The following is a 26,442-nucleotide window of genomic DNA, read 5'->3' as shown; positions in this document are numbered from 1 at the left end:
CTTCTACTTTCGAAGCGGGAACGCGTCTTTGCTTGCCTCGTTATTTGCTTGCGTCGTCAATCGTAGATTTCCTTCATTAGCGCTACCGCCTCCTCCAAGCTAAGGCCGAACGACTTGTAATACGAAGCGTCGATCGCCATCTGCTTCGATACCGTGTCGTTCCGCATTCGCAGCATCTCCTCGGGCGAAAATTCGGCTACGAAGCATCCCTTCCCAGTAATCGTATGAATGAGGCGGCACCGTTCCAGCTCTTCCCACGCTTTTTTGACGGTAATAACGCTAATCTGCAGCTCCAGAGCCGCCTGGCGGATCGGAGGCAAGCAATAGCCGCTAGGCAGTTCGCCTTTTAAAATTTGAGCGCTGATCTGTTCGAACAACTGCTGATAAATCGGTTTTTCGGAACTGCTTGAGATCGCTACGTTCATCATAACTCCACTTTCAGGAAATGTCGCACTGCCATGCGGTAAGCCGCCGCCGTGAATAAGGCGAATATCGAGATTCCCGCGATAAGAATGGTCGATTGCGACGCGAGATGGCCGGTCCCGGTATCGTTGATTACGGCAGCCACGTCTTTGCTCGCGATTCCCAACCATTGCGCGCCTGCGGCAAAAAGCATGGCTGCGGTAATCGAAGCGATTGCCGCGTTACCGTGTTTGTAGGCCGTCTTATAGTATATCGGGAAGAAGACAAGATTAAATATCGCCAGCATGACGAAGCATAATCCCAAGAAACCGATCGTGGGAGCGTAGAAGTAATAGATGAAGTCCGGATACAAGTAGCGATTAATAACGCCGAAAAGGACCGCGAACGCGATATGCAGCAGCTCCAAGCTGACGATGACGAGCATTCTGGATTTGACCATATCTTTTTTGGTCACGGGCATCATCGAGGCGAGCATCAGGTCGTTATGCGTGCGAAAGCCGGCAAACATACTGGGAATCGTAATCCAGCAAAAGTACAATAGCACGAGGAAATAAATCCAGCCCGGAACGAGCATCAAGGCGCCCGTGAGCACGGGCATCGCCAAGTACCAAGGATTTACGCCTAGCTTGAAGTCCTTCGCCAACAAATTATACATTACGCTTCCTCCTTTTTCGCAGAGTAAACCATGATTTCCTCGAGGCTTGGCGTGGCGGACCGGATGCCGGAGTCGGGATCGAAGTCTTTCGCGAGAATCAATCCCGTAAAGCCGAAGGAATTGACCTTGTAGGAAATCAGCTTGTCTTTCACCGGGCCGAGCTCGCTCTCTTTGCCGTTAAGCAATCGGTAGGAGGCCATAAACGTCTCTTTGTCGGCGCTTTTGATAATTTGCCCGTTTTCGATGAACGTAATGTAATCGGCGCACTTCTCCAAGTCCGACGTAATATGCGTAGAAAAAAGAATGCTGATCTCGCCGCCCGTGACGAGCGACCGGAAAACGTCCAGCAGGTCGTCCCTTGCGACCGGATCGAGTCCGCTGGTCGGCTCGTCGAGTATGAGCAGCTTCGCGCCATGCGACAAGGCGATGGCCAGATTGTATTTAACCCGCATGCCCGTCGACAATTCGGCGATTTTTTTGTTTTCGTCCAGCTTGAATCTTTTTAAATAGCCGTAGTAGGCATCGTCGTCCCAATTGCGATAAAACCTTTTAATGACGCCGGTCAGCTTGCCGATCTTGCTTCTGGTATAAAAATCGATGCCCCCGAACGCGCAGCCGATCTCCTGCTTCAGCTCGAGCTCGTGCTCCGCCATTCGTTTGCCCAGTATACGCACATCGCCGCCGTCCAATCGAACCATATTAAGGATCGACTTGATCGTCGTCGTTTTCCCCGCGCCGTTGGCGCCGATGAACCCCATGATGTAGCCCTTTTCAAGTTGGAACGTGACGTTCCTTAATTGGAAGTTCTCGTATTTCTTATTGACGTTCTGAATATCCAAGGCGAGCATGACGTGCCTCCTTTTAATATTGTGCATATCGTATATGCACAATATAACATCCGGCCTATGCATCGTCAAACGTTTAAAGTTTGATTCGGCTTGTATAAAAATGTCCTAGAAAACATATAAAATGGACCCTTGGATGTGACGGAACCGCCTCTCATAATGAGAGGAAAGGAGGGTTTCTTCATGCTGACCGTCTATCATACGAAAAAAGAGTTCGAGGCTTCGGATTGCCGGATCGCCGTGCTTCCGGTGGGCGCTACCGAGCAGCACGGCAGTCACTTGCCCGTCGGGACGGACACCATTTTCGCCGAGCGTTACGCGAGGGAATTGGCGGAGGCGCTGGGCGCCTACCTGCTGCCCGCCGTCGCGATCTCCTCGTCCATCGAGCACCGGAAAGGCCGAGGAACGGTCTATCTCAAAGCGGACACGCTCGCGCTGGTGCTCCGGGATATTGCCGAGTCGCTGCGGTTTTCCGGCTTCGACAAGCTCATTATCGCGAATTTTCACGGGGGCAACTGGATCATCAAACCTACGGTCCGTCATCTGAACCGGGAACTCGGGGACTTTCAGACGATTCTCCTTTATGCCGGCGAGGTGGCCAGACCGAGATACCACGAGATTTTTAACCATGTCCAAAACGACGTTCACGCGGGCGAGATGGAGACCTCGCTCATGCTACATCTCCATCCTGAATATGTCGCGGACATCCGGCGGCAGCACGAAGCGGCTTTTGTTCCCCAGGCGTTCATGGATTACTTCGATGTCGGCGATATTACGCCTGACGGTTACTGGGGATTCCCGGAGGACGCGACCGCGGAGAAGGGGAGCAAGGTGCTGGCGCTTATGCTGGAAGAAGGAATAAAATACATCGAAGAAGTGGAACGCGTCACGAAGCAGGTCAAGGCCAGGAATTCCCGCGAGGCCGGGCAATGAACGGGCTGCGGATTCGGACGCTGTCCGGGCGAGACCTCTCTTTCGCAATGAAGCTTAAAAATATCGCAGGCTGGAACCAGACGGAGCGGGATTGGCAGGACTATCTTTTCTACGATCGAGAAGGCTGTTTTCTGGCCGAGTACGACGGCAAAGAGGCAGGTACCCTGACGACGATCCGTTACGGCGACCGATTCGGCTGGATCGGCATGGTATTGGTGCATCCGGAATTCCGGGGGAGAGGCATCGCGACGCAGCTCCTGCAGTCGGGCATTCGGCATTTGCGCGATCAGGGCGTGCGCTGCATCAAGCTGGACGCCACGGCCATGGGAAAAAAAGTGTACGTCCCGCTGGGGTTCGAGGAAGAGTACGACGTCCGCAGATACGAGCTGGATCCGTCAGCGTCCACGCGAGTGCCGAAGGGTGCCGCTGCGTCTGCGTACCGGGGCGAGATCCGGTCGTTTACGGAGGCTGATCTGGAAGAGGTCGCGGTATGCGACGCGGCGATATTCGGCGCGAATCGAGAAGCCGTCCTCGAGCGGTTACGGGGACGCGAACCCCAATATGCGTTTGTAACGCAAGACGAACGCGGGATGACCGGGTACATGATGGCCCGTCAAGGCTACGAAGCCGTGCAGATCGGTCCGTGGGCAGCGTCGGACGTTCAAGCGGCCGAGACGCTGCTGGCGTCTCTGCTGGCCGGCGTCGGGGATGTCAAAGTCTTTTTCGATCTGCCTTGTCCGAACGTTCAAGGCATTCATTTCATCGAAAAAGCCGGGTTCCGCATTCAGCGTACGTTTTGCCGGATGTATCTGGGCTTCAACGCGAATCCGGGCATGCCGGAGCTCGTCTACGGCACGTCCGGCGCGGAAAAAGGCTGATGGCGAATCGATGGACGCGAAGCGTCTTTGGCCGGATGCGCGGAGGACGCCATCGGGCGGTAACGGACGCCATCGCGCGGTAAACGCAAAAACAAGCTTTCGGGCCGCCGCCCGTAAGCTTGTTTTCTTATTCGGGGCCGATTCGGCAATAATACTTGCGGAACAAAGCGGGCGTCATGCCGGCCTGGCGCTTGAAGCAGGTCGAGAAATAGGGCGCGTAGCGGAAACCGACTTCTTCGGCGATTCGCTCCACCGACCATTCCGTGGTGAGCAGCAGGCGTTTGGCACGCTCGAGGCGAAACTCGAGCAGATAATGAACCGGCGTCATGCCGTACTTCTGCTTCATGCAGCGAACGATGTAGGTGGAGTGGAAATGAAGCGCTTCGGCCAGCGATTCGTTCGTAATCTCCTCCCGGTAATGCTGTTGAATATAAGCGGCCGTCTTCTCCGCGAGTCGGATGGCGGGAGCGGCGGATTGGCCGAGCGCGCCTTCCTCCAGCAGGGAGAGTACCTTGGCGAAAAGCGACCGCTCCTCCCAGAAGGAGTCGCCTACCGTCAATCCCAGCAGCTGCCGGATCAAGTCGAACGCGGCGTCCGGATCGGGCAGCGTGAATCGCTTGGGAATGCGGATCGCATAAGGATTGCTGAACGGGAGCGAGGACGGGAGCGAGCCGTCGGGCTTCGCTCCATGCGCGCCTTGCTTCAGGTAATCGTGCTCGAAATGAATCCAGTAGAAGACGGTCTCCTGATCGCAGGGCTTGACCGCGTAATGCTCCCCCTCGGGCAGCAGCAGCAGCGTGTCTCCTTTTCGCAGCGTCCATTCCACGCCGTTTTCCCCGATATACAGCGCGCCGCGCTCCACGAACAGCAAATCGTACAGCCCCAGATTCCGCCGGTTCGGATGCCGGTCGCCGACGCGAAAATCCGAGCGCCCGGATTCCCAATAATAAGGGACCGGCGGCGTTTGAAGCTCGACCATGTCGATATCTCGCAAGGGAAATACCTCCGCCATTTGTCTCGATTTGTATAAGATCATGCTTAATCTGTTTCTGTTGCCGCAATATTAAATAGCATAAACTCGTTAATAAGAAGAGTCAATTTCTATAAGGACGAGGTGGGCGACCATGCATGACGCGAAGGTCCATATCAAAGACGAATTTTGGAACGACTATATCGAGCTCGTCCGCCGGACGGTCATTCCTTATCAATGGGAAGCGTTGAACGATCGGATCGAGGACGCCGAGCCGAGCTATTCGATTCGCAATTTCCGGATTGCGGCCGGGCTGGAGGAGGGAGAATTCGGAGGCTGGATTTTTCAGGACAGCGATCTGTACAAATGGCTGGAGGCGGTCGCGTATTCGCTCCGGCGTCATCCCGACCCGGCGCTCGAGCAAATCGCGGACGAAGCGATCGACCTGATCGGCCAAGCCCAGCGGGACGACGGTTACCTGAATACGTACTTCACGATCCAGGAGCCGGGCCGGGCGTGGACGAATCTTTACGAAGCTCACGAGCTGTATTGCGCTGGCCATCTGTTCGAAGCCGCCACGGCTTATTACGAAGCCACCGGCAAGCGCAAGCTGCTCGACATCGCCTGCCGGTTCGCCGACCTGATCGACGGCTTATTCGGGACGAAGCCGGGACAGCTGCGCGCATACTGCGGACACCCGGAGGTCGAGCTGGCGCTGGTCAGGCTGTACGCGGCGACGGGAGAAGAACGCTACCTGAAGCTGAGTCAATTTTTCATCGATGAACGCGGCAGCCGGCCCAGCTATTATAACGAGGAATGGGAGCGCCGGGGGCGCAAAAACATCTGGTCGCAGGGGGCGCCGAACCTGGAAGTGTACCAGAGCCATCTTCCCGTTCGAGAGCAGCCGGTCGCGGTGGGACATGCCGTACGCGCGGTGTATCTGTACACGGCGATGGCCGATCTCGCCCGCTTGAACGACGATGCCGGCCTGCGGGAAGCATGCGAACGCTTGTGGGCGAACACGACGGGCAAGCAGATGTACATCACCGGCGGGATCGGCGCGACGCATCTGGGCGAAGCGTTCACGTTCGATCACGATCTGCCGAACGATACCGTCTACGCAGAGACTTGCGCTTCGATCGGCCTGATCTTCTGGGCGCGGAGAATGCTTCAGCTCGAAGCGAGAAGCGAATATGCCAACGTGATGGAGCGGGCGCTCTATAACAACGTGCTTGGCAGCATGGCCAAGGACGGCAAGCATTTCTTCTACGTGAATCCGCTCGAGGTGTGGCCGGAAGCGAGCCGGAGCAATCCGGACCGGTTCCACGTGAAGCCGGTGCGGCAAAAATGGTTCGGGTGCTCCTGCTGCCCGCCGAATGTCGCCCGTTTGATCGGCTCGCTCGACACGTATATTTACGACGTAGCCGAAGACGGCGGTTCGGTCCATGTCCATTTGTTTATCGGCAGCGAGCTCTCGTTCGAAACGCAAGGCCGCAAGATCGTGCTGACGCAGCGGTCGGCGCTGCCATGGAACGGGAGGGTAGAATTCGGAATCTCGCTGCCGGATGTCCCGGTTGGAGGCGATGCAGCGTTCGAGCTCGCGCTTCGCATTCCGAACTGGTTTAACGCGGAACGCCCAACGCTGCTCGTGAACGGCGAGCGATGCGATTACCGCGTCGATCGGGGCTACGCGCTTATCGAACGCGCGTGGCGCGACGGCGATCAGGCAGCATGGCTGCTGCCGCTCCAAGCGACGCTTGTCGAAGCGAATCCGCTCATCCGCGCGGATGCCGGCAAGGCCGCCATTCAACGCGGACCGCTCGTCTATTGCGTGGAGGAAGCGGATAACGGCAAGCCGCTGGCCTCTCTGTCGCTGGCGGGAGAACCGCGCTTGTCGGAGCGAGAGGCATCCGGGCTGCTCGGCGGCTGCGTCGTCGTCGAGGGAGACGGCAAGGTCACGGAAGATGCCGGCTGGGAGGAAGAGCTTCCTTACCGTCCGTTCGGCAAGCGGCAGCGAGCCGTCCGATTCAAGGCGGTTCCCTATTACCTGTGGGGCAACCGCGAGCCCGGCGAGATGAACGTCTGGCTGCGGCACTCCTCATACTGACGCACGATTCGAAATTCCCCGGGAGAACTTCCGGGGAATTTCGGATGCGATGCGTGCGCCGCGGCCAGGAATCGGGAGAGAGGAGGAACCGGCTTTGGAACGACTCACGCTGAAAAACCGGATTTTGCTGCTGTTTGCCGCCGCGACGCTCCTTCCTTTCGTTTTTACCTGCTATTTGTCGTACAACACCATCACGTCCATTTTGGACAAAAAACTGACGGCGGGCATTCAGAACAATCTGAAGCAAGTCGAGCTGTCTCTGGAGAGCACGCTCGGCAACCTGAATCACGTGTCGCAGCAGCTCGCCTATGCCGGAGATATCGGCCGGCAGCTGGAAGCGTTTATGACCGCGGACGAGCCGTACGCAAGAAGCAACCTCACCGACCAGATCAAGTATCAGCTCAACCTTATTACCTTTACCAACCCCAACATCGGACTGACGATGTACTATTTTCAAAAAGACCGGTCGATGCTCTTCGAGACTTCCGGCGTCAAGGATTCGTTCGACGTCGGCCGACTGCCCGTGCTTTCTTCCTACTATGGCATCACCTATTTCGGACCGCACGTCAGCAACGATCGCTTCAACGACCAATACGTGTTGTCCGCGCTGCGCAAGGTCGAGCTGCCGGACAGGGAGGACGCCTATATATACGTCGAATCGGGATTTAAGCTCACGCAAAGCATCCTCGACCTCGATGGCGTCAGCAAGCACACGTACCATCTGATCTTAGACAACGAGGGACGCGTCGCGTACAGCGAACTGGGCAATGACTTTCCGGAAAATTCGGTATTCGCCGAATTGAAAGCGCCTTCGCAAAACGCCGGCATCGCCGCCGGTTACTATTGGTACCGGCAGGCGAGCACGCAGGGCTGGAGCGTCGTCTCGCTCGTGCCTAAATCAGGCTACAACCAGGAGAAAAACGCCTGGATCGTAAAGATGCTCGTCATGGCGCTGCTGCTGATCGCGGTCAGCCTCTCCATCGGATGGCTGCTGTGGAAGATGGTGTACAAGCCGCTGTCGAGGTTTGGCAAAGAGATCAAGTGGATGGCGAACAGCAATTTTAACGCGGTCACGATGCGGACCAACATCCCGGAATTCGAAGCGCTGCTCGGGCAATTCCGCAAGATGAAGTCTCAGATCGCGGACCTGTTCGCGGAGGTCGAGAGCAAAGAGAAGCGGCGGGCGGACCTGGAGATCGAGAAGCTCCTGTATCAGATCAATCCCCACTTTCTGATGAATACGCTCGATACCGCGCACTGGCTGGCCGTTATGAACGGCCAGCAGGAGATCGACCGGCTCGTGACTTCCTTGAACAAGCTGCTTTATTACAACCTTCGCAAGGGAGACAGCCTGTCCAACGTTCGCGAGGAGATCGATTCCCTCAAGCAATACCTCATTTTGCAGCAGATTCGTTATAATTTTCAATTCGATGTCCGGCTGCACGTGCAGGATGAGCTGCTCGACATCCAAGTGCCCCGGTTCATCCTTCAGCCGCTGGTCGAGAACGCTTTGTATCACGGGCTAGACGACGAGGGCCGGATCGAAGTGGAGGTTTGCCTGCCAGGCGGGCTCGAGATCTCGATCAGTGACAACGGGGGCGGCATTTCCGAGCAAAAGATCGCGGCGCTGCTGGCAGGCGAGCAGTCGGAGCGGCATCGCGTCGGGATGGGAATCGGGATGAACTACGTCAAGCGGATGCTGGAATCGCATTACGAAGGCCGTGCCGAGATGCGGGTGCAAAGCGAGCTCGGCCGCGGGACGCGTATCGTCATCCGGCTGCCGGTCAAGGAGGACGACTGAATGATTCATGTACTGATCGTGGACGACGATAACCTGGTTCGCAAAGGACTTATCACCGCAATGCCTTGGGACGACTTCGGGATGCGGATTGCTGGCGAAGCGGCGAACGGCGAGAAGGCGCTGGAATTTCTCGCTTCCCACCGGGTCGAGCTGCTCATCACCGACCTCGCTATGCCCGTCATGTCGGGCATCGAGCTGCTCCGGACCGTGCGCGAGCGGTATCCCGACCTGGCCGTCGCCGTGCTCACCTTGCATCAGGATTTCGAATATATCCAGGAAGCGCTGCGGCTTGGCGCCATCGATTATATTGCGAAGGTTCAGCTTGAAAAGGAGCACTTCGGAGAGGTGCTGGGGCGCATCCGCGCGCGGATCGTCGCAGGTGGTAGCGGCCGGACGAAGGAGAGCGATGCGGCGCCGCAAGAACGATTCCCGGGCGGCGATGCCTATGCCTTGCTGGCGCTGCGGGAGCAGGCCGAGCCGGAGGCCGTATTATTGCCCGCCGAAGGCGAAGGTTGCTGGCGGGCCGACATCGATTCGCATGTCAGGCTATGGCTGCCGGCCAGTGAACTAACCCGGCAAGACTTAACGGGGTATGGGAGCGGAGGGCCCTCCGTTCAAGCGGAAGCGCTGCCGCCCGAATGGCGCATGGTTCGGGTCCGTCACGCTGCCGGCGAATCGGTTGCAGAGCTGCAGCTTCGCTTGAACCGTTATCGGCAGCAGGATTTCTTCTACGACTGCGACGGCGGCAAGAAGCTGCCGATCGAGCTGGACCTCGAGCAGCTTCGCGCGGAGCGGACCGCCCCGAGTGAGCGGGAGATCGAGGAGACGCAGGACATGCTTTTTGCGTTCCGATGGCTTCATGACGAGACGAGCTTCGCGGAGCTGAGGCGTCGTTTGCATGCGCTCCGGCTGCCCGCGGAGAAGCTGATGCAGCTTTTTTACGGCTGCACGGTCGAGTGGAACCGGATTTTCCGTTCTGTATCGGACGCCCGGGCCGCGCTGCCGGACAAGCTTGCTTGCTGGGAGGATTGCGCCGTCTGGCTGGACGCCTTCAGGGAAATGTCAGGGGCGGCATCGGGCCGCGCGCATCTGAGCGGAGAGGTGAGCGGCAGCATCATGGCCGCGGTCAAGATCGTTCACGACGAGCTGGCGCTGCCTTTGTTCGCCATCGATGTGGCCAAGCGCGTCAACTTAAGCCGCAGCTACTTCAACCAGGTGTTCAAGGAGGCCGTCGGCTATTCCTTTAACGAATACCTCCGCAAGACCAGGGTCGACAAAGCCAGAGAATACCTCGTCCAGACGAAGAAGCCGATTCAATGGATCGCCGAGCATACGGGCTACGCCGACGAGAAGTACTTCAGCCGGACATTTCGGGAGCAGACCGGCATGCTTCCGAGCGAATACCGGACCCGGCACCGGCAAGGGTAGACGGATGCCCGCAAAGAGGGGGAGATGCGGCCGATGGTGCCGATTGCCGTTCATTTCTCTCCCCGATCCTCGGTATCCGCTCCATCTTAAGAGCGCTTTCAGCCATGCTATATTGATTTTGCTCCAAGAATAAGGGTTCACGCCAATAGGAATTAAAGCCAAGGGGGATGCCACACGTTGAACAAGAAATCCGCATTGCTGGCCATGTCGGTCATGGCCGTCGCGCTGAGCGCATGCAGCCAATCGAACAACGATCGTAACGCCGCCGCTCCCGCTTCCGCCGAATCGTCCGGCTCGCCGTCGGCAAGCGCCGAGGCCAAGGACCCGTTCGGCAAATATCCCGAACAGATCGCGTTGACGTACGGCAAAGCGGTCGATCCGACGGACAACAGCTTGCCGGGCGGCGACACGCCGGAGCACAACCAGTACTCGCGTTATGTGCTGGACAATTTGAACATCGACACCAAGGTCACCTGGCAAGCCGCATCCGGCACGAACTACGACCAGAAGGTCAATCTTGCGATCTCGAGCAGCGACTTGCCCGACGCGCTCGTGGTGAAGGATACGCAGCTGCGGGAAATGGTGAAGTCCGGACAGCTCGCGGACCTGGCCGACGTGTTCCAGCAATACGCGTCGCCGGCCATGAAAAACTTCATGGAGAAGACCGGCGGCAAATCGATGGAATCGGTAACGTTCGACGGCAAGATGTACGCCATCCCGAGCATCCAGGTTCAATCCGACGGCGTGCACGAGATGTGGATCCGCAAGGATTGGCTCGACAAGCTCGGCCTCGAACCGCCCAAGACGATGGCGGATCTCGAGAAGGTCGCCAAGGCGTTCGTGGAGCAGGATCCGGACGGCAACGGGAAAAAGGACACGATCGGCATCTCCGGCCAGCAAAACGGCAGCAAGCTGTACGCGAACTTCCTCGAGTCGACCAACAACACGTTCGGTCTCGACCCGATCTTCGGCGCCTACAAGTCTTATCCGGGCTATTGGCTCAAGGACGACGCGGGCAATCCCGTCTACGGCTCGACGCTGCCGGAGACCAAGGAAGCGCTGGGCAAGCTGCGCGACATGTACGCTGAGGGCCTGATCGACAAGGAGATCGGCATTCGCAAGAGCGCCTACGAGCCGATCGTCAGCGGTCAAGCCGGGATTTTCTTCGCTCCCTGGTGGATGGGCTACGGTCCGCTGCCGGACGCGATCAAAAACAATCCGGACGCGAACTGGCAGGCGTACCTGCTGCCGCTGGACGCGGACGGGCAGTTCAACGCCCACATGGGCGCGCCGTCCACGCTGTTCGTCGTCGTCAGGAAGAACTACGAGCATCCCGAGGCAGTCGTTAAAATGCTGAACCTGCTCGTGCGCGACGAATCCAAGTTCGATATCAGCGTACCGGTCGGCTATTACCCGCTGCGCGTGCCGATGTCCTATACGGACGAGAGCGAATACTCCTCGAAGGCGCTCAAGGAAGTGCTGACCGGCGCGAAGAAGCCGGAGGACTTTACGGATCCGGGCTACAAGCTGCTCGCCGCCGACATTCAAAACGTGACCAAGGTGAAAAAAGAGCCTTACGACAACATGGATATGAAGTATTGGGATCCGAAGGCGGACATGGGTACCTGGAGCCGGATTTATTCGCTGCTCGTCGGCTCGTCTCCGCTGGAGCAGGATTACAACAAAGTGTACAGCCTGCTCTATTCGCAGACCAAGACGATGGAGAGCCGCTGGTCGAACCTGAAGAAGCTCGAAGACGAAACCTTCCTGAAGATCATTATGGGCGCCGCGCCGCTGGACGACTTCGACAAGTTCGTCAGCGACTGGAAGAAGCAGGGCGGCGACAAAATTACCGAGGAAGTGAAGGGAACGGTCCAGTAGAAGGAAGCGTTCCAGTAGAAGGTAGAGTTCCAGTAAAAGGACTCGGTCCTGAAAATGGCAGCCGACGACGGGGCGCCGGTGAAACCGGCGTCTCCTCGATTGCCTCGCCGGCGATAGAGAGAGGAGACACGGGATGAGAAACCGTCAATTCGCCAAACATTATTACCTCATGCTCCTGCCCGGGATCGCGTGGCTGATCCTGCTTAGCATCGTTCCGATGTTCGGCATCGTGATTGCTTTCGAGGACTTCAACCCGGGACAAGGCTTTTTCGGCTCCGAATGGATCGGGCTCGAAAATTTTAAGTACATGTTCGATCTGAACGATACGGCGCAAATTTTCGGCAACACCGTTTTTATCGCCGTCATGAAAATCGCGGCCAATCTCGTAGTGCCGCTAGCGTTCGCCATTTTGCTCAACGAGCTGCGCTACATGGCGATGAAGCGCTGGATCCAGACGATCGTTTATCTGCCCCACTTTTTGTCCTGGGTCATCTTATCCGGCATTTTGCTCGATATCTTTTCCTACACCGGTCCCGTGAACAGCCTGTTATCGGTTTTCGGAGCGGATCCGATTCTCTTTTTCGCCCGCGCGGACCTGTTCCCTTATATCGTGGTCGGCAGCGACGTATGGAAGGAATTCGGCTTCAATACGATTATTTATTTGGCGGCGCTGACAGGCATCAATCCATCGCTTTATGAAGCGGCCTCGATCGACGGCGCCTCGAGACTTCGCCGCATGTGGCACGTCACGCTGCCCGGGCTTCGAACGACGATCGTGCTGCTCGCCGTCCTGAGTCTCGGGAACGTCCTTAACGCGGGCTTCGATCAAATCTTCAACCTTTACAACCCGATGCTGTATTCGACGGGCGATATCATCGACACTTGGGTGTACCGGGAAGGTTTGCTGAATATGCAATACGGTCTGGCGACGGCGGTAGGCTTGCTGAAGTCGGTCGTCAGCTTCGTCCTCATCGTCGTCTCCTACTTGCTCGCATCCAAATTCGCGAACTATCGCATCTTTTGAGGGAAGGAGAGCCGATATGATACAGAACACAGGCCTGCGGTCGCGGCTGTTCGACAGGCTGCTCGTCGTCGCGCTGCTGCTCGTCGCCTTTCTCTGCCTGCTGCCGATCTGGTATACGCTGGCCGTGTCTTTAAGCGAAAAATCCGCGGCCTCGGCAGGTCAAGTATGGCTGTGGCCCGTCGGCTTCAATTTTAACTCCTATGCGCAGATCATGAACGACGGCCGTTTTTTCCATTCGTTCTGGATCTCGATCCAGCGGGTCGCGCTGGGCGCAGTCATCACGATTGCGATTACGACCTTGATGGCCTTCCCGCTTTCCAGGAACACCAGAGAGTTCGGGCCGCGCAACGTTTTTATGTGGATCCTTGTCTTCACGCTTCTCTTCAACGGCGGCTTGATCCCTTGGTATATGACGGTCAAGGCGCTGGGCCTGTACAATACGATCTGGGGCTTGGTGCTCGCGGGCGGGGTGCCGGTATTTAACGTGATTCTGATCGTGAATTATTTCCGTAATCTGCCCAAGGAGCTGGACGAAGCTGCGCTGGTCGACGGGACGGGGCCTTGGCGCATGCTGCTGTCGATCTACGTGCCGCTCGCCGTTCCCGTGCTGGCCACAGTGACCTTGTTTACGATCGTGTATCATTGGAACGAGTTTTTCCACGGTCTCGTCCTGACCTCGGGGCAGGATCATTATCCGCTGCAGACGTTCATTCAACAGCTGGTCGTCGTCATCGATGCCGCCAACATGACGGAGGATCAATACAAGCGGATGAACGAGCTGTCCAACCAGACGCTGAATGCGGCCAAAATCTTTATCGCGATGATGCCCGTGCTGGTCGTCTATCCGTTTTTGCAGCGCTTTTTTATTCACGGTATTACGCTAGGTTCCGTCAAGGAGTAGCGAGCTTGCGGCGCCTGCCATTATTTGAGGATAGGTATCTATTCTTCGATTGATTACGATAGAGTGCGAGACTCTATCATAGATCGGAGAGCGTGATTCCTGATGGTGTCAAAATGGTCCGCCGCATCGCGCAAGGCTGCGTCGGTCGCTGCGCTCGCAGGGATGCTGGGGGGATGGAGCGGCGAACCCTGGCTGCCGACCGCTACGGCTGCCGCTACTGTCGCTTCTGTCTCCGGCGCGCTTCCTTTTGAAGACGTGCGCGACAACTTTGCCGCTCAAGCGATTGCGAACATGACGGCGTTACATATTTTAACCGGCACGGCGGAGGACAAGTTCGAGCCCGACAAGCCGGTTACCCGAGCGGAATTTATGACGATGCTGGACAGGCTGCTGCGCATCGAGCCTGTCGAGAGCGCGCTTCCGTCGTTTTCGGACGTGCCGAAGACGGCTTGGTATTACCGGTGGGTGCAGCCTGCCGTCCAATTGGGATTAGCGAAAGGGATAACGGAAACTTCGTTTGCGCCCAGCCGTCCCGTGACGCGCGAGGAAGCGGCGGTTCTGCTCGCGCGCGCCTTGAAGCAGCCGCTCGATACGGCGGCGGCATCGTCTGCGTGGATTTACCGGGACCAGGCGCAAATCCAGGCCTGGGCACTGCCGGCGGCTTATCGCCTGTGGAAGCTCGGTCTCATGAGCGGGGACGAGAACGGGCGCTTTCGGCCGGAAGCGCCGATGACGAGGCAGGAAGCGGCCGTGATGCTCGATCGGATCTGGTCTTATCCGGGCTGGTCGGCGAAGATTCAGGCCGCGCCAAACGCCCCGATCCAGCTCGGCTGGCAATACGGACAGTCGACCGCGGAGTATGAAAAGGAGGTTCTCTCCTCCGGCATCAATACGTTGTCGCCGCGCTCCTTCTTTCTCGATAAGAGCGGATCTGTCTCGGACAATGCGAACGCTTCGTTAATTTCGTGGGCGCACGGCAAAGGCAAGCAAGTCTGGGCGATGGTCGGCAACCGTTCCGATCAAGCCGCCACGCATACGATGCTGGCGGACGCCAAACGGCGAAGCGCCTTCGTTCAGCAACTGGCCGCCCTGGTCCGGCAATATGGCCTGGACGGACTAAACGTAGACTTTGAGAACATGGCGCCGAGCGATCGTCAGACGTTTACCTTATTTATCGCCGAATTAAATGTTGCGCTGGACAAGGTGCCGGCCGTGCTGTCTGTGGACGTCTCGCCCGACCTGGGCACGGATTGGACGGAAGTATTCGATTACGCCGCGCTGGGGAAGGCTGCCGATTACATCGTGCTGATGGGATACGACGAGCATTGGAGCGGCGGCGCTCCGGGCTCGGTGTCGTCGCTGCCCTGGCTCAAGCAAGGCTTGACGACGCTGCTTAAGCAGGTATCCGCCGCCCGCGTCATTATGGCGCTGCCGTTGTACAACCGGGAATGGCATACCGTGGCCGGCACGACCGCCTCCGAGGAGATTAGTCTGGTTCGGCAGAACGAGCTCGTGACGACCATGCGCGCCAATGTAAAATGGGAGGAAACGACCGGCCAGTACTACGCCTACTATGGGACGGCGGCGTCCTTGCATCGGATCTGGCTGGAGGATGGCCGTTCGCTGTCGCTCAGGATTGCCCTCGGTCAATCGCTTGGCGTGGCCGGCTACGGCTTCTGGTACATGGGTGGGGAGAGCCTGGACGTCTGGGCGAGCATGGCCAACGCCAGGCGGTTTGCAGCGTATTCGTTTGATTGAGACGGCATGAAGGCGTCGGCGAACCGGCGGATTAATGAATCAGGATCCGCTTGCCGTATTCGAGATGATCGGTCACGGCGGACGCGGCTTCGTCGGGACGTCCGGCGACGATCGGTTATTCATTAACGCTTCGTGCGGCAGGGGCCAGTTCAAGCGTCCTTGACCCGTCGGCGTGCCGAGTACCGAGAACCCCATCTGATGGTCGACTCTTTTAATCTCGAAGTCTTTGACGTGCAAGTTTGCCGTATATGGCGCCAGGCCCCGGCTTGGGAAGCGTTCGATCTGCGCGAGCGGTATCCGTGCGCGCCGAACGTGCGCGCCGATGGCTTGAATACGATACTGGAGCTGCCGGAAGCGAACGCGGACCTGCTGTATATCGGGAAACGAGACTGATGCGCCGCGCGAGACGATTCAAGGGGCAGCAATAAGCGATAGCAAGCAAAGAGGATGAGGCGGGAGAAATCTCCGCTTCATCCTCTTTTTCTTGCTATTCACACAATAGGATATATCTGCAAAAAGCCCCTTTTCTGACGAAGCCGCGATCTGAGATGGTAAGCCCAACTGACGTCAGCATGTCGTCGATCGGTTCGATGGAGACGACGACGACGCGGTCCGCGATCCGGCGGGCGTGCAGGAGGATGGACTGCTGTTCCCCGGCGGTAATTTTAGACACATGATTATAAGGCAAGTCCACGACGGCCGCATCGTAGCGGGCGCTTACTTCGGCGATCGGACCAAGGACAACCTCGCCTTGAAGTCCGAAATGCGCGATATTTTCGCGCGCGCCGCCTGCCAGCAGCGGATTGATCTCGCGACCGGCCATGTCGATGCCCATGGAGAGCGCCTCCACAAGGACGGTCCCGATGCCGCAGCAGGGATCGAGGGCCGAGATGCCGTCAGGACGCGGAACCGCGATATTCGCGACCGCTCGCGCGATCCTCGTGGGGAGCGCCATGGAGTATTGGCGGGGTTTGTCCATATGGTTCAGCCATACGGAACGGTTTTTGGCATGAGGGCCGAAGTACCAGCGTCCGCCCATCGTCGCGATGCCGAAGATTTGGTCCGGCTGACGCATATCCGCTTTGCCTTTGATCCGCAAGCCGACCTGCCGCTCGATTTCCCGTTCATCCTCGTATGACACTTTTTCATTCGCTGGCAGATCGTTCGTTTTGACGAACAATACCTTGAACGACGACTGAAGCGCAGGCATTTCCGCCACTTGAATCGCGATCTCTTCCACGCTGCCGCCTTCGTACCAGACCTCGAGCCTGTCCTTAATAAAGGGGCTTCGACTGGGATCGATAGGGACGTGACTTTTGAAAATAGGAAGCTCGGCGTCGATGCCGAACAAGGAGCGCAGCTCCAATAGGCATAGAGATCGCTCGTCCTCATGCGCAACGTAGGTATAGATGTAAATTGGGGATGTTTTTGAAAGAGCCAAAGCCAAACCGCCTTTAACCTGAGAAGTTCGTTCAGTCGTTCTGCCCATTATACATCAGATGCAGGATAAAAGGCGCCGAGCGTGGAATAAGATGGGAAACCTGTGCATCAAAGGAGAATGATCGTGGATTCTATCGATGAAATGCTGCTTTCGCAATTTATGGCGCTCACGAAAGAAGAACAGCAGATGATTAGCTCCGGTTTATCCATCCATTTCGGCGAGCCGATCGAGTTCTCTCCATCAAGTTTGTCGAAACGCAGCGCGGATGAAAAAGAGATCTGCAAAAATATACTCAGCGGCTTCATTCTCACCAAAAAGTATAAGCAACAGATAGATATAAGAGAAGTGCACGAACGGTTACAAAATTTGGACTTGCCTCAAAAGGTCTCGTTTGGCCGATCGAACGGCGGAACTGGAGGAACGTAAATGGACGTATCGAATGTATCATTGGCAAGAGCGAGTCCCGCAAACGAACCGGTCGAACGGATCGTCAGCCGATTAAACCAACCGATTACCGATTACTATTTCATCAGAATGTCTTCCCTTTCCGTCGGGGCCGTTCGAATCGTAAGGCTGCAAAATAACACGTTTCGAGTGAGCCCTATATTTGTATTGCCCGAATATCAAGGTCTCGGTATCGCCCAACAGGTTTTTGCGTTACTTGAGCAAAAATACGAAGAAGCCGAAAGATGGGAACTGGACACCATTCTTCAAGAGCGAGGCAATTGCTACCTTTATGAAAAATTGGGCTGCCGCAGAACTGGGAAAAGCGAAGTGATTAACGACAAGATGACAATCGTATTTTATGAAAAGCTGATGTCTGATTGCGCTGATCCAAGGAGTGCCCGATGATCGACGACAAGACAGCAATGTGGTTTATTGCAGGTTTGTTTGGCGCTTTTTTCGCAGCAGTCGCGTTATTGATTGGCCACATCAAGGTCGTGAATTGGGTATCGGACGATTGCGATAGAAGAAAGAAAAAGGAATGGTATCAGTACCTAGCGATTGCCCGAATGAAATAAAGGATATGCCCGCGCTAACTGGGTGTATGTTATTCTGCGAATTTCATCGTTAAGATAAAAAAATAGAATCAGGCATGAAAGGAAGACTGATCGCCGTGGCTGGATACCCCAAGCTTGCGGTTGCAGCTCTGCTCCGGGAAGCGCAAGCCAGTCTGCAGACGACGTGCAACGCGGTCCCCAACTGGTCGATTCCCGGATTTTATTATGATCGCGAAGGGCATCAGCGTGGCAAAAGATTGATGGAGCCCGATGCCCAAGCAGTCTACACGACAGCGCTTGCCTATCGCATTACCAGGGATGAGATCTACGCGTCCAAAGCCGTGGAGATTCTCGATGGTTGGGCGACCGTGAACCGGGAGATCGGCGGTCACGACGGTCCGCTCGTATCCGCTTACGTAGGCGTCGGCTTCATTCGCGCAGCGCTTTGGCTGGAGCCCTTCGAGGGCTGGAGCGTTGGGTCGCGGGAGCGGTTCAAAGATTGGTTGACGCTGGTATGTCTTCCCGCTTGGGAGGCCATCGAAGGGCGCAACAATTGGTGGGACTGGAGCTTGTATGCGCGCCTAGCGCTCCATCGGTTGACTGGCGACGATGAGGCGTTCGCCTTAGCGACCCAAGCGCTAAGAGCGCATATCGATCATGCCGTTGCGTTGGACGGTTTCTTGCCGGAGGAAACGGCGAGAGGCGCCAATGCGATGTGGTACCATTATTTCGCCTTGGCGCCAATGACGGCTGCTGCAAAGCTTGTGCTCGATACGACAGGCGAGGATCTGTTTCGCTGGACTTCGCCGGGGGGCAAGAGCATCAAGTGCGCCCTCGATACGTTCCTTCGCTACGCGGACGGCCGAGCCGACGATTGGCCCACAGGCGAGACGCAGAACATCCCGGCTCCGCTCGGCGCGGATACGTGGCCGGTCGATCTGTTCGAGGCCATGGCTATCGTTTATCAGAATGAAGCCTATGCGCGCTTTGCTGCGCCGCATCGGCCGGTGACGGGACACCGCAACGCGAGCAGCGGCTTCTTCCAGTCGTATGCCTGGAATTATCCCGCGCTGTCCATATGACGATGGACGGCGGTGCTGCGGGGGCGTTCATCGCTCTCAATCACCGCCCCCGCCGCCACCGTGCACATTTCTTATGCATCTCCGCGTCAATCCCCACCCATCACCGAGCCCCCGCCATCACCGTGCACATTTCTTATGCATCTCCGCGCCTATCGCCACCCAGCACCGAGCCCCCGCCATCACCGTGCACATTTCTTATGCATCTCCGCGCCTATCGCCACAACTTACCGCGTCCCGCCGCCACCGTGCACCTTTCGATGTAAGCCATTTGAACCACCGCAAAGAAATAACTTATATCGATCATCTCTATAGTAAACATTTATTAAAGTCGGATGGTAATAGTGTTAAAATAGATAAGGTTAATTCGGACCCGGACATAATTGCGCAAATTTTAAGATATAAGGATGGTCATGAATGAGCAACGGACAAACGAGTTCAGACGTAATCTTGATCGGTGCGGGCATCATGAGCGCGACGCTTGGCGCGATGCTGAAGGAACTGGCGCCGAGCTGGAAAATTACCGTGCTTGAGAAGCTGGCAAGCGCGGGCGAAGAGAGTTCCAACGAGTGGAACAACGCCGGAACGGGACACGCGGCGCTGTGCGAGCTCAACTATACCGTTGAAAAGCCTGACGGCTCGATCGATATCAGCAAGGCGATCAGCATTAACGAGCAGTTTCAGGATTCCATGCAATTTTGGTCCTACCTCGTCGAGAGCAAGCTGATCCGCAATCCGCACGATTTCATTATGCCCTTGCCGCATATGAGCCTCGTGCACGGGCAAAAAGACGTATCGTTTTTGAAAAAAAGGTATGAAGCGTTGTCCGTCAATCCGCTGTTCCACGGCATGGAGTATACCGAGGATCATGCCAAGCTGAAGGAATGGATCCCGCTGATCATGAAAAACCGGGGCGCGAACGAGCCGATCGCGGCCACCAAGGTCGACGCAGGCACGGACGTTAACTTCGGCGCTTTGACGCGCATGCTGTTCGAACACCTTAAGAAAAACAATGTCGACATTAAATACAAGCGCAAAGTGGACGACATCAGCCGCACGCGCGACGGCGCTTGGGAGCTGAAGGTACGCGCCGATAACGGCCGCGTCGAGCGGCACACCGCGAAGTTCGTCTTCATCGGCGGCGGCGGCGGCAGCCTGCACCTGCTGCAAAAGACGGGCATTCCCGAAGGCAAGCATATCGGCGGATTCCCGGTCAGCGGTCTGTTCATGTCTTGCACCAACCCGGAAGTCATCGCCAAGCATCACGCCAAGGTTTACGGCAAAGCGAAGGTCGGCGCGCCTCCGATGTCGGTGCCTCACCTTGACACCCGGTTCATCGACAACAAAAAATCGCTCTTGTTCGGGCCGTTTGCCGGTTTTTCGCCGAAGTTCCTGAAGACGGGCTCCATGCTCGATCTGATTACATCGGTCAAGCCGCACAATCTGGTCACGATGATGGCAGCCGGCGCCAAAAACATGTCGCTCACCAAGTACCTGATCCAGCAGGTCATGCTGTCCAAGGAGCAGCGCATGGAGGAACTCCGCGAGTTCGTGCCGGACGCGAAGAGCGAGGATTGGGATCTGGTCGTAGCCGGCCAGCGCGTGCAGGTCATCAAGGACACGGCCGCAGGCGGCAAAGGAACGCTGCAATTCGGTACCGAGGTCGTCACGGCCGCAGACGGCTCGGTCGCCGCGCTGCTCGGTGCGTCCCCGGGCGCTTCGACCGCCGTATCGGTCATGCTGAACGTTATCAAAAAATGTTTCCCGCAGCAGATTCAGGCTTGGGAGCCCAAACTTAAAGAAATGATTCCGTCGTATGGCGCTTCCTTGCTTAAAAATCCGGAGCTGCTCCGCGAGATCCAGGCGTCGACGGCGCATTCGCTCGGCTTAAGCGCTAGCAAATCTTATCAAAAGGCGACAAGTCAGCCGGTTTCCTAGTATTCCCCGTTTTTCATCGCAGCGAGCGTCCGGGACATTTTTCCCCGGGCGCCGCTGCTTTTTTTTTTGGCAGTTTCAGGGCGTTTTATAGCGGGTAAATGAAACGAAAAAATGATGCCAGCATGCAATCTGGGCGGCTGAACGAAAATATGGAGGTAACCCATGCATCGCGTCAACCTGGATCAGAATTCCTTTAACGGGCAAGTTTTTCAATTCGCTTCCTTCGGCGTCGCATTGACCGACCCGGACGGACTTTTTTTAACCGTGAATCCCGCCATGGAGCGGATATTCGGCTATAGCAAGGAACAATTCGAAGGGCAGCGGTTCGGCTGCTTCTCGAATCCCGATGATCCGGTTCAATCCATCGAAGAGCTGAAGGCGTTGATGGGGGAGACCGAGTTGGAATGGTTAATGGAAAAGCGATTTATCAGAAACGACGGCGCGACGATCTGGACAATGACGTCCGTACGTCTATTTCGCAGCGACGAAGGAACGCCGCTTTATTATATTGTGCAGATCAACGACATTTCCAAGCAAAAAATATCCGAAATTAAGCTTCAGGAATCCGTCGAACGATATACCTCGCTTAAAAAATACAATCATGACGCCGTTATCTCCTTCGACCTGCAGGGGCGCGTGATTAACGGGAATGCGGTCGCCGAAAAGCTGACGGGCTACTGCATCGAATCGGAGCTGATCGGCATGGAGCTTGCCAATATTATCGGCCAGCCTAACGTGGATCGTATATTGGCGGACGCGCTTCAGGACGCGACGGTCGAGCAAGGCATCGATACCTTGGTTAACAAGGACGGAGAGGTCGTCGAGGTCATTACGAGTATCGCCCCTATTTTCGTCGGCAATCGCAATATCGGCTTTTATCTCATCTGCAAGGACATTTCGGAGCAAAAACAGCTCGTGTTAGCCAAAGAAATGGCGGAGGCCACGAACCGCGCGAAAAGCGAATTTCTGGCGATGATGAGCCACGAGATTCGTACGCCCATGAACGGCGTCATCGGCATGACCGACCTCCTGCTCGATACGGAGCTGGACGAGGAAAGACAGGGCTATGTCGAGATCATACGCAACAGCGGAGAGGCCCTGCTCGCCATCATCAACGATATTCTGGATCTGTCGAAAATCGAAGCGGGCAGAAGCGAACTGCAAGAAACCTCCTTCGACCTCCGAAAATGCATCAAGGACAGCATGTCGGTCGTCTCCGCCAAGGCGGACGAAAAAAGTCTTGAGCTGTCGTATGCCATTCATCACGACGTACCCGATTATATATACGGCGATGCCGATCGCTTGAAGCAAGTGCTGCTCAACCTGCTTGGCAATGCCGTGAAGTTCACCCCCAGCGGCAAAGTGTCGGTCGCCGTCAAAAAGGTCAAAGCCAAAACGCCGCTGCTGTCGTTTACCGTGACGGATACCGGAGTCGGCATTCCGCCGGATCGGTTGGAAGAGATTTTCGATCCGTTCTCGCAGATCGACAGCTTTATGATGCGCAAGCATGAAGGGACTGGGCTTGGCCTCTCCATCAGCAGACGGATCGTCGAATTGATGGGCGGGGAGATCCGCGCGGAGAGCGACGGCAAAAACGGCTCGACCTTTCAATTCTCCGTCGAACTGCACGAGAGGACGGAAAATCATCTGATGCCCGAGATCGGGGAGCCGCGAGATGCGGTCTTGTCAGCGGCGAAAATACTTGTTGGCGAAGATAATCCCATCAATACGCTCGTACTGAAAAAAATGCTGGAGAAAATGGGTCATCACGTGTCGGTGGCCGCGAACGGGAAAGAAGCGATCGAAGCGGCGCTTCGCGAACCTTTCGATTTAATTTTTATGGATATTCAGATGCCGGTTATCAATGGCTTGGACGCGACGCGTGCGATCAAGGAGCGACTGGCGCCCGATCGTTGTCCGCGAATCGTTGCGGTAACCGCGAACGCCCTCAAGGGCGACCGTGAAAAGTGCCTGGCAGCCGGCATGGACGAATACGTGAGCAAGCCCGTAAAGCGGGAGGTGGTCACGCAAATATTGGTCCAATACGTGAGCAAGGCGGTTTAGCGTTTAGGCGAAAAGAAACCCGACATGCGCATAAGCTGCAGGCGTCGCCGGTGCATATATGTAAAGGGGGATTCGAACAATCGGAACGGGGGGGCGGCCATGCACGGGAACAACAAGCTGGGCAAATACAGGCTGCTGCTCAAGGATCGGACGGCCGCTGCGCATTTGCCTCCAACGGCAGTCGCCGACTTGAAGTCGGTCCGAGCGATGCTACGGCGATATTCGGCCGTATACCTAAAGCCGAGTCATGGCACCGGCGGCTTCGGCATCTTCAAGTTATCGAGGTTCAAGAACGGATACCGGCTGAGGCACGGCACGCACAGCCGAACGTACGCGAAGCTCGAACACGCCTATGCCGCTTATTCCAAGGCGAAGGCGAAAAAAACGTATTTGGTGCAAATGGGGATTCCATTGCTCAGTTACAAGCGCCGGCCGTTCGACCTCCGTGTCATGGTCCAACGGAATCCGAAGGGGGCTTGGGAGGCGACCGGCATCGTCGGACGTCTTGCCAGGCCCAATAAAATCGTGACCAATTACCATAACGGGGGCAAGCCGATGCCTGCCGACGTGCTGCTCTCGCCTTCCATTCCTCCTGCCGGACGCTCACGCTACAAGAAGCGGCTATTGGGACTCGGACTTCGGGTCAGCCGCCATCTGAACCGCCGATTCCCTCAATTCCGCGCATACGGCATCGACATAGGCATCGACCGGTCGCTGAAGCCCTGGATCATCGAGGTGAATTCGCGGCCCGACAAATCCATTTTTAACGCATTGTCCGACAAACGGATGTATCGAAGAATAATGGCGTACGGCCGGTTGTCAAAAGCGGGCGCGGTTCGAGGGAAAAAGACGCGTCGCGTCTCGTCCAAACGGGCTTAACTTAAATCAAAATGATCCCCAGTGCTAGCGAACCAAGCGAATATGATGGATTAAGACGCATGGCGCATGTTCCTCGCCGGCGTCTTTTTCGCGTTTGCATCCAGCCGAGCGGTTGCCGCGCAATCATGTTATGTTTAATGATGAAAGCGCAGCGCTTCTTCATGAGAGGATGGATGGCAAGCATGACGGAAAATTCGCGAAACGACACCAACTGGGCTGGCAACTATCGTTTTCAGGCCGCCGAGATCGCCGCTCCGGCGAGCGTCGAAGAAATCCAGGAGCGGGTGGCCCGCGGCAACCGCGTCAAGGCGCTCGGGTCGCGTCATTCGTTTAACGGAATCGCCGATACGGAAGGTACGCTGCTCTCGATGGAAAAGCTGAACCGGGTCGTCGAATTGGACGAAACGAATGGCAGAGTCAAAGTCGAGGGCGGCATTCGATACGGGGAGCTTTGCGCTTATTTGGACGAGCGGGAGTATGCGCTGCCTAATTTGGCTTCGCTGCCGCATATTACGGTCGCCGGCGCCTGCGCGACCGCGACGCATGGCTCCGGCGTTCGCAACGGCAACCTGTCGACGTCGGTTCATGCGCTTGACTTGGTCACGGCGAACGGGGAGAAGGTCGAGATCTCCCGCGACGACGGGGACGGGACTCTGCAAGGGGCCGTTGTCGGTCTCGGGCGTCTGGGCATCGTGACGGCAATTACGCTTGACTTGATTCCGGCGTTTCGCATGAGCCAGACGGTTTACGAAGGGTTGGCTCTCGATGCGCTTGCGGGTCATACTGACGAGATTCTATCCGCCGCCTACAGCGTTAGCCTGTTCACGGATTGGCGCCAGGCCGGGTTTAACCAGGTATGGTTGAAACGAAAGGAAGCAGCGGGCGACGGTAGTCAATCGCAGGAGGAACAGTCATTCTACGGCGCGACGCGCGCGACCGAGCGCAAGCATCCTGTGTCCGGACTGCCGGCGGACCCCTGCAGCGAACAGCTCGGCATCGTCGGAAAGTGGTACGAGCGTCTGCCGCACTTCCGCATGAACTTCACGCCAAGCGCGGGCGAAGAGCTGCAAAGCGAATATTTCGTCCCGCGCGCCGCGGCGTACGATGCGCTGTGCGCGATCGAACGGCTGCGCACGCAAATCGCGCCCCTGCTGTACGTGTCTGAGATCCGCACGATTGCCGCGGACGAACTGTGGATGAGTCCCTGCTATGGACAGGACGCCGTAGGCATCCACTTTACGTGGAAGCCCGAGCAGGCGGCCGTCTCCCGCCTGCTCCCGCTGATCGAGGAGGCGCTCGCGCCGTACAAGGCCCGACCGCACTGGGCCAAGCTGTTCGTCATGCCCGCAGATCGTCTGCGTTCGCTTTATGTCAGGCTGCCCGACTTCGAAAGTCTCGTCGCGCGGTTCGATCCGGACGGCAAGTTCCGCAATGCCTATACGGAACGGCTGTTGCCCGGCGCACACAGCGCCGGCGCGGGAGACTAACGCCCTTTATCTCTTCGATAATGCCCGGGAGAAATGCCGTAAGCCTGCTTGAACGAGCGGATAAAATAATTGGGATCCATGCCGATTCGGCCGGCCGTCTCCGAGACGGAGGCGTGAGGATCCTCCTCCAGCCACACCGCGGCCTGATGAAGCCGGATACGGCGAAGGTACGCGAGCGGCGGCTCGCCGTAAGCTTCGCGGAACAGCCGCTGGAAATGCTGCACCGAGTATCCGACCGCGCTGGCGACGTTCGACATGACCAGCGGCTCGGCGAAGTGCTCGTGCAGGAAATGAACGGCGCGTTTGAGCGCGGCGTCGGATTGGCGCGTGCGCAGCGGCGCAGCGGGCGAAGCCGGCCCGGCTGCGAGCGACCCGAGCAGCAGCAAAAAATCGTAAAGATGCGCAGATAACAAACGCGCGGCGTCCGGATCGGCCCGGTCCGCGAGCTGCCAAAGCCCCCGGATGCCCGCAGCGGGCGCATCGGTGTCTTTTAGCGTGAACGCCGTACGCAAAGGCAAGCCGCAAGCTTCCGCGATATCCGGCGCGCAAGGACCCTCGAAGCCGACGTAGCCGAGCAGCCAAGGCTGCCCCGGATACGACTCGTAGCGATGGGCGTCGTCGGCGGGAAGCAGCAGCGCCTGGCCGTCATCGACCGACAGGCTGCTCCCGTCGGGAAATTCAAAGCGGCCGCGGCCCCCGAACGCGACAAAGCATTGCATCACGGGAAAACCGGACGGGCGAGCCACCGGATGCTGGGCGTGCGCGCCGACGCAGTAGAGACTGACCGGGAGCCGTTCGCGATGTACGGACGGGGACAGGCGGAACGGGAGCTGCATGTCTGATGGCCTCCATGTTCATTTTGTGCTTATTTTGACGTTCATTGTGCTAACGATTATACCGATCGTAAGACTACAATCAGACTATAGTTTAGTTTTTATGCGTTAGCAAT

General features: G+C 57.1%; 25 protein-coding genes. 19 read left to right on the top strand and 6 right to left on the bottom strand.

Annotated elements, in window-relative coordinates:
• Nucleotides 1–56 precede the first annotated feature (56 nt).
• Genes ACFOTD_RS13375 through ACFOTD_RS13365 form a run of 3 tightly spaced genes read right to left on the bottom strand, consistent with a single transcriptional unit; the run spans nucleotide 57 to nucleotide 1,926 of the window.
• Entirely contained in the window at nucleotides 57–425 is a 369-nt protein-coding gene (locus ACFOTD_RS13375; RefSeq protein ID WP_378119464.1) for a GntR family transcriptional regulator, read from the bottom strand.
• A complete protein-coding gene (locus ACFOTD_RS13370) occupies nucleotides 425–1,078 on the bottom strand; it encodes an ABC-2 transporter permease (protein WP_378119462.1) in 654 nt (217 codons plus the stop codon). Before ACFOTD_RS13370 ends, ACFOTD_RS13375 begins: the two co-directional genes overlap by 1 nt.
• Nucleotides 1,078–1,926 (bottom strand): ABC transporter ATP-binding protein, encoded by an 849-nt coding sequence (locus ACFOTD_RS13365; RefSeq protein ID WP_378119460.1) that lies wholly within the window; start codon nucleotides 1,924–1,926, stop codon nucleotides 1,078–1,080. Before ACFOTD_RS13365 ends, ACFOTD_RS13370 begins: the two co-directional genes overlap by 1 nt.
• Before the next feature lie 180 nt (nucleotides 1,927–2,106).
• Between ACFOTD_RS13365 and ACFOTD_RS13360 the strand changes: the two genes are divergently transcribed.
• Nucleotides 2,107–2,856 (top strand): creatininase family protein, encoded by a 750-nt coding sequence (locus ACFOTD_RS13360; RefSeq protein WP_378119458.1) that lies wholly within the window; start codon nucleotides 2,107–2,109, stop codon nucleotides 2,854–2,856.
• Nucleotides 2,853–3,734 (top strand): GNAT family N-acetyltransferase, encoded by an 882-nt coding sequence (locus ACFOTD_RS13355; RefSeq protein WP_378119456.1) that lies wholly within the window; start codon nucleotides 2,853–2,855, stop codon nucleotides 3,732–3,734. Before ACFOTD_RS13360 ends, ACFOTD_RS13355 begins: the two co-directional genes overlap by 4 nt.
• 127 nt (nucleotides 3,735–3,861) lie before the next feature.
• Here ACFOTD_RS13355 and ACFOTD_RS13350 read toward each other — a convergent pair whose 3' ends face one another.
• On the bottom strand, nucleotides 3,862–4,728 hold the full coding sequence (locus tag ACFOTD_RS13350; protein WP_378119455.1) for a helix-turn-helix transcriptional regulator: 867 nt from the start codon (nucleotides 4,726–4,728) through the stop codon (nucleotides 3,862–3,864).
• Nucleotides 4,729–4,858: 130 nt separating this feature from the next.
• Between ACFOTD_RS13350 and ACFOTD_RS13345 the strand changes: the two genes are divergently transcribed.
• The 9 genes from ACFOTD_RS13345 to ACFOTD_RS13305 all read left to right on the top strand — a co-directional run bounded on the left by ACFOTD_RS13345 (nucleotide 4,859) and on the right by ACFOTD_RS13305 (nucleotide 15,997).
• Entirely contained in the window at nucleotides 4,859–6,811 is a 1,953-nt protein-coding gene (locus ACFOTD_RS13345) for a glycoside hydrolase family 127 protein (protein ID WP_378119453.1), read from the top strand.
• A gap of 49 nt (nucleotides 6,812–6,860) precedes the next feature.
• The gene (locus tag ACFOTD_RS13340; RefSeq protein ID WP_378119452.1) at nucleotides 6,861–8,612 is read left to right on the top strand and encodes a sensor histidine kinase; all 1,752 of its coding nucleotides are present in this window, start codon (nucleotides 6,861–6,863) and stop codon (nucleotides 8,610–8,612) included.
• Nucleotides 8,613–10,040: a response regulator transcription factor gene (locus ACFOTD_RS13335; RefSeq protein WP_378119450.1), complete on the top strand. Its 1,428-nt coding sequence runs from the start codon at nucleotides 8,613–8,615 to the stop codon at nucleotides 10,038–10,040.
• Nucleotides 10,041–10,217: 177 nt separating this feature from the next.
• Nucleotides 10,218–11,921: an extracellular solute-binding protein gene (locus tag ACFOTD_RS13330; protein WP_378119448.1), complete on the top strand. Its 1,704-nt coding sequence runs from the start codon at nucleotides 10,218–10,220 to the stop codon at nucleotides 11,919–11,921.
• Nucleotides 11,922–12,054: 133 nt separating this feature from the next.
• Complete coding sequence (locus tag ACFOTD_RS13325; RefSeq protein ID WP_378119446.1) at nucleotides 12,055–12,945, top strand: ABC transporter permease; 891 nt, start codon at nucleotides 12,055–12,057, stop codon at nucleotides 12,943–12,945.
• Between the two features lie 16 nt (nucleotides 12,946–12,961).
• The gene (locus tag ACFOTD_RS13320) at nucleotides 12,962–13,846 is read left to right on the top strand and encodes a carbohydrate ABC transporter permease (protein ID WP_378119444.1); all 885 of its coding nucleotides are present in this window, start codon (nucleotides 12,962–12,964) and stop codon (nucleotides 13,844–13,846) included.
• A 102-nt stretch (nucleotides 13,847–13,948) separates the two neighbouring features.
• On the top strand, nucleotides 13,949–15,604 hold the full coding sequence (locus tag ACFOTD_RS13315) for an S-layer homology domain-containing protein (protein WP_378119442.1): 1,656 nt from the start codon (nucleotides 13,949–13,951) through the stop codon (nucleotides 15,602–15,604).
• A gap of 34 nt (nucleotides 15,605–15,638) precedes the next feature.
• Entirely contained in the window at nucleotides 15,639–15,767 is a 129-nt protein-coding gene (locus ACFOTD_RS13310; RefSeq protein ID WP_378119440.1) for a hypothetical protein, read from the top strand.
• Entirely contained in the window at nucleotides 15,764–15,997 is a 234-nt protein-coding gene (locus ACFOTD_RS13305) for a hypothetical protein (protein WP_378119438.1), read from the top strand. Before ACFOTD_RS13310 ends, ACFOTD_RS13305 begins: the two co-directional genes overlap by 4 nt.
• Before the next feature lie 94 nt (nucleotides 15,998–16,091).
• On the opposite strand, the gene ACFOTD_RS13300 is transcribed toward ACFOTD_RS13305, so the two are convergent.
• Nucleotides 16,092–17,045 (bottom strand): TRM11 family SAM-dependent methyltransferase, encoded by a 954-nt coding sequence (locus ACFOTD_RS13300; protein ID WP_378119437.1) that lies wholly within the window; start codon nucleotides 17,043–17,045, stop codon nucleotides 16,092–16,094.
• A gap of 123 nt (nucleotides 17,046–17,168) precedes the next feature.
• Here ACFOTD_RS13300 and ACFOTD_RS13295 point away from each other — a divergent pair, with 123 nt between their 5' ends.
• From ACFOTD_RS13295 to ACFOTD_RS13260, 8 genes are all read left to right on the top strand, one after another.
• Nucleotides 17,169–17,471, top strand: coding sequence for a hypothetical protein (locus ACFOTD_RS13295; RefSeq protein WP_378119435.1), 303 nt, complete (start codon nucleotides 17,169–17,171; stop codon nucleotides 17,469–17,471).
• Nucleotides 17,472–17,897 (top strand): GNAT family N-acetyltransferase, encoded by a 426-nt coding sequence (locus ACFOTD_RS13290; RefSeq protein WP_378119433.1) that lies wholly within the window; start codon nucleotides 17,472–17,474, stop codon nucleotides 17,895–17,897.
• Complete coding sequence (locus tag ACFOTD_RS13285) at nucleotides 17,894–18,067, top strand: hypothetical protein (protein WP_378119431.1); 174 nt, start codon at nucleotides 17,894–17,896, stop codon at nucleotides 18,065–18,067. Before ACFOTD_RS13290 ends, ACFOTD_RS13285 begins: the two co-directional genes overlap by 4 nt.
• A gap of 95 nt (nucleotides 18,068–18,162) precedes the next feature.
• Entirely contained in the window at nucleotides 18,163–19,128 is a 966-nt protein-coding gene (locus ACFOTD_RS13280; RefSeq protein ID WP_378119429.1) for an alginate lyase family protein, read from the top strand.
• 414 nt (nucleotides 19,129–19,542) lie between these two features.
• Entirely contained in the window at nucleotides 19,543–21,063 is a 1,521-nt protein-coding gene (locus ACFOTD_RS13275; RefSeq protein WP_378119427.1) for a malate:quinone oxidoreductase, read from the top strand.
• A gap of 162 nt (nucleotides 21,064–21,225) precedes the next feature.
• Nucleotides 21,226–23,127 (top strand): PAS domain S-box protein, encoded by a 1,902-nt coding sequence (locus ACFOTD_RS13270; RefSeq protein WP_378119425.1) that lies wholly within the window; start codon nucleotides 21,226–21,228, stop codon nucleotides 23,125–23,127.
• A 99-nt stretch (nucleotides 23,128–23,226) separates the two neighbouring features.
• Nucleotides 23,227–24,006, top strand: a complete 780-nt coding sequence (locus ACFOTD_RS13265; RefSeq protein WP_378119423.1) for a YheC/YheD family protein — start codon at nucleotides 23,227–23,229, stop codon at nucleotides 24,004–24,006.
• Nucleotides 24,007–24,188: 182 nt separating this feature from the next.
• The gene (locus ACFOTD_RS13260) at nucleotides 24,189–25,493 is read left to right on the top strand and encodes an FAD-binding protein (protein ID WP_378119421.1); all 1,305 of its coding nucleotides are present in this window, start codon (nucleotides 24,189–24,191) and stop codon (nucleotides 25,491–25,493) included.
• On the opposite strand, the gene ACFOTD_RS13255 is transcribed toward ACFOTD_RS13260, so the two are convergent.
• On the bottom strand, nucleotides 25,490–26,329 hold the full coding sequence (locus ACFOTD_RS13255; RefSeq protein WP_378119419.1) for an AraC family transcriptional regulator: 840 nt from the start codon (nucleotides 26,327–26,329) through the stop codon (nucleotides 25,490–25,492). The two genes, ACFOTD_RS13260 and ACFOTD_RS13255, sit on opposite strands and share 4 nt — an antisense overlap.
• Between the last annotated feature and the right edge of the window lie 113 nt (nucleotides 26,330–26,442).

Source organism: Cohnella sp. GCM10012308 (assembly GCF_042649185.1).
GTDB lineage: Bacteria > Bacillota > Bacilli > Paenibacillales > Paenibacillaceae > Cohnella.
Note: the sequence above shows the minus strand (reverse complement) of the source record. Positions and strands in the feature narration are given on the sequence as shown.